The following is a 3,930-nucleotide window of genomic DNA, read 5'->3' on the forward strand; positions in this document are numbered from 1 at the left end:
CCGGCCCGACGCGAGCGGCAACAACTTCATGTTCCGGCTGCTCGGTGTCGAGGCGATCACGGTCGTCCCCGGCGGCAGCAACATGGCTGCCGCGATGCAGAAGGTCGCCGACGAGGTCGCCGCCCTCGGGCGCAAGGCCTACGTCATCCCGGGCGGGGGCTCCAACGCCATCGGCGGCCTGGGCTACGTCGCCTGCGCCCAGGAGCTGCAGCAGCAGCTGTTCGACCAGGGCCTGCGCATCGACCGCCTGGTGGTCGGCTCCGGCAGCTCCGGCACCCACGGCGGCCTGGTGGCCGGCTTCCTGGGCAACAACATCCGCATCCCCATCACCGGCATCGGCGTCAGCCGCGACCCGGCGGACCAGCAGCCGCTGGTGCTGAAGGAGGCGCAGGCCGTGCTGGACCTGCTGGGGGTGCCGCTGAAGGTGCAGCCGGCCGACGTCCACTGCGTGGGCGGCTACTGGCAGCCGAAGTACTCGGTGCCCAACGCGCGCATGGTGGAGGCCGTGCAGCTGCTGGCCCGCACCGAGGGCATCCCGCTGGACCCCGTCTACACCGGCAAGATCATGGCGGGCCTGATCGGCCTGGCCCGCGAAGGCGTGCTGCGGCCGGACGAGAACGTGTTGTTCCTGCACACCGGCGGCCTGCCCTCCCTGCACGCCTACGAGCCGGAGGTTCTGGGCGAGCGCAAGGACCTCCCGGCCTAGTCCGGGCGACAAAGTTCCGGGTTCGGGGGCCCGCGCCGCGCGACTTCCGGGCGCGGCGCCGGCCGCGCCGGGCGACACTGGGTCCTTCCCCGACTGGCGCACGGCCGGGACCTTCTGCACAATCCCACCAAGGTATACATCAGAGGGCCTGGGGACGTGCTTTCCGCTACGGTGCCGATTTCGGCCAGCTTCAGCCTGCGCCGGCGCTTTGCCATCACGAGCCTGATCGTGATCGTCGGCATCGCGCTGGGCCTCGGCTGGCTGCTGTCGGACATGCTCACCGAGCGCATGCTGCGGCGCGAGGGCGAGGTGAGCATGGAGTTCATCCGCAACCTGCTGTCGACCGACCGCTCGGCCGATTTCCTGCGCGAGCCGCAGGACAGGGAGCTGCGCAACCGCTTCCTCAATTCGATGGAACACCTGTCGTCGATGACGGAGCCGGTGCGCGCCAACGCCTTCGGCCCGGACGGCACCGTGGTCTGGTCCACCGACCACAACCTGATCGGCCGCCGCGACGCCGACAACGAGGAGCTGCAGGAGGCCCTGCGCGGCGACCTGGTGGTGCACAGCGGAACCCTGGGCAGCCAGACCGAGAAGCTGGAACACCAGGGCCTCTCCCAGCAGACGCACTACTACGTCGAGAGCTACATCCCGATCCTGGCCGACGAGTTGTCCAGCCAGGTGCTCGGCGTGATCGAGCTGTACAAGGTGCCGGTGCAGCTCAGCGCCGCCATCCGCGCGGCGGTGCTGCAGCTCTGGGTGGCTTGCGCCGGCTCGGCGCTGGTGCTGTTCCTGGCGCTCAACGGCGTGGTTGGCCGGGCCGACCGCATCATGCGCGAGCAGCAGGCGAAGCTGTCGGAATCGCAGGCGCTCTCCAGCGCGGTGGAGCTGGCGGGCGCCGTGGCGCACAACCTGCGCAATCCGCTCGCCTCCATCCGCACCGCCGCCGAGATGATGGACGGCAACGCCGCCCACCTGGCGGACCAGGCCGAGCATCGCGAGGACATCATCCAGTCGGTGGACCGCGCCAACCGCTGGATCACCGAGCTCGTGCGCGTCTCGCACGCCAGCCAGCTGCCGCTCGCGCCCGTGGCCACCACTCCGATGTGGCGCGACTGCCTGCAGGAGCTGCAGCCCGAGATGACGCGCCAGCGCGTCGTCTGGCAGCTGCAGGAGGGCGAGGCGCCGGAGGTGCTGGCCCATGCGGCCATGCTGCGGCAGATCCTGCTGAGCGTGCTGGCGAACGCGATCGAGGCCATGCCCCGCGGCGGCCCGATGGCGATAGGCTGGCAGGAGCAGGAAGGACAGCTCCACCTCACGGTGGACGACGCGGGGTCGGGGGTGAGCGAGGAGGTGCGGCAGGCCCTGTTCCGCCCGTTCTTCAGCACGAAGAGCGGCGGCCTGGGCATCGGGCTGGCGCTCGCGCGCCGGACCCTGGCACAGTGGAACGGGACGATCGACCTGTTCTCGCGCAACGGCACGGGCACGCGCGTGGTGATCACGCTGCCGCTCGTGGAAGGAAACGGCTGAAGTCATGGCACAACTGCTGGTCATAGAGGACGAACTGGTTCTCGCCAAGAACATCGCACGCTATTTCGAACGCCAGGGCCACACGGTGGCCGTGGTCCACGATGGAAGGGCCGGCGTGGAGGCCGGCCGCGAGCTGCGGCCCGACGTGGTGATCGTCGACTTCCAGCTGCCGGGCCTCGACGGCCTGGAGGTGATCCGCGAGCTGCGCCGCATGGACGACGAGATCCGCATCGTGATGATCACCGGCCACGGCACCATCAATCTCGCCGTGGAGGCGATGAAGGCCGGCTCGATGGACCTGCTCACCAAGCCGCTGTCGCTCGCTTCCCTCGACGAGGTGGTGCAGCGCGCCGTGCGCGAGCGCGCCGGCCGCACCATGCTGCGCTACTACCAGCAGCGCGAGAACCAGCACGCCAGCGTGCACGCGCTGATCGGCGAATGCGCCGCGATGCGCCAGCTGCGCGAGATGATCCAGGCCGTGGCGGCCTCGGAGCCCTCGGACAATTCGCCCGCCCCGCCGGTGCTGGTGCAGGGCGAGACGGGCACCGGCAAGGAGCTGGTGGCGCGCGCCTGCCACCTGGCCAGCCCGCGCGCGGGTGGCCCCTTCATCGAGGTGAACTGCGCCGCGCTGCCGGCCAACCTGATGGAAGACGAGCTGTTCGGCCACGAGAAGGGCGCCTTCACCGATGCGCGTGCGCGCAAGGTGGGCCTGATCGAGGCCGCCGACGGCGGCACGCTGTTCCTCGACGAGATCGGCGAGCTGGAGCTGACGCTGCAGGCCAAGCTGCTGCGCGTGCTGGAGAACTACAAGGTGCGGCCGATCGGCTCGGTGCACGATCGCAAGATCAACGTGCGCATCGTTGCCGCGACCAACCGCGACCTCGCCGCCGAAGCGAAAGCCGGCCGCTTCCGCAGCGACCTGGTGTACCGCCTGAGCGTGTTCCAGGTCCGCATCGCGCCGCTGCGCGATCGCGGCGACGACGTGCTGCTGCTGGCGCAGGAATTCCTGCAGCGCCTGGGCGCGCGCTACGGCCGCCCCGCGCTGAAGCTGGAGCCGGCCACCGCCGCGGCGCTGCGCAGGTACCCGTGGCCCGGCAACGTGCGCGAGCTGCGCAACTGCCTGGAGCGCGCCGTGCTGATGCAACGTGGCCCCGTGCTGCTGCCGGAGGACCTCGGCCTGTCGGCGCCCGACGCGCTGATGCCCGTGACCGCCTCCGCGCCGGCGCCGCACCACCACGACGGGCCGCCGCAGCCGATCGCCACCCGGTCGCCCGTGGTGGTGCCGCTCGACTCGGTGGAGCGCGAGCACCTGCTGCAGGCGCTGGAAACGCACGGCTGGAACGTGAGCCTGGCCGCGCGCGCGCTGCAGGTCACGCGCGACACGCTGCGCTACCGCATGGCCAAGCACGGCCTGCAGCGCCACGAGCGCTGACCGCAAGACACCAAAGTGCCTGGGTGCGCGCCAGCGCGCAGTGGGTTCTGGGTGTGGACACCCAGCTTGCCTTCGAGGGCGTGCGATCTGGCACGAAAACCGGGCTTCCGCGGCCCTGGAGGCCGCGCTTCGGCCCTGGCACGCGACCTGCAATGAATGGATGCGTGCGCAGAAGCCCGAGTCGCCCCGCAGAGGGCGACCAAGGGGCTGGTCGGTCAGGACCTCCTGCGCCATCCGTCCGTGGCATGCCGCTGGTTTCGTG

At 70.7% G+C, this 3,930-nt stretch carries 3 protein-coding genes; all 3 read left to right on the forward strand.

The window, feature by feature from the left end; all coding sequences use genetic code 11:
• A partial coding sequence (locus VFM98_RS10210; protein WP_325109818.1) for a pyridoxal-phosphate dependent enzyme occupies positions 1 to 706 on the forward strand: 706 nt, incomplete at its 5' end.
• A 156-nt stretch (positions 707 to 862) separates the two neighbouring features.
• On the forward strand, positions 863 to 2,236 hold the full coding sequence (locus VFM98_RS10215; protein WP_325109819.1) for a sensor histidine kinase: 1,374 nt from the start codon (positions 863 to 865) through the stop codon (positions 2,234 to 2,236).
• Between the two features lie 4 nt (positions 2,237 to 2,240).
• A complete protein-coding gene (locus VFM98_RS10220; protein ID WP_325109820.1) occupies positions 2,241 to 3,668 on the forward strand; it encodes a sigma-54 dependent transcriptional regulator in 1,428 nt (475 codons plus the stop codon).
• Positions 3,669 to 3,930: the final 262 nt, after the last annotated feature.

Origin of the sequence: Ramlibacter sp. (assembly GCF_035706265.1) — a bacterium.
Classification (GTDB): Bacteria; Pseudomonadota; Gammaproteobacteria; order Burkholderiales; family Burkholderiaceae_C; genus Ramlibacter.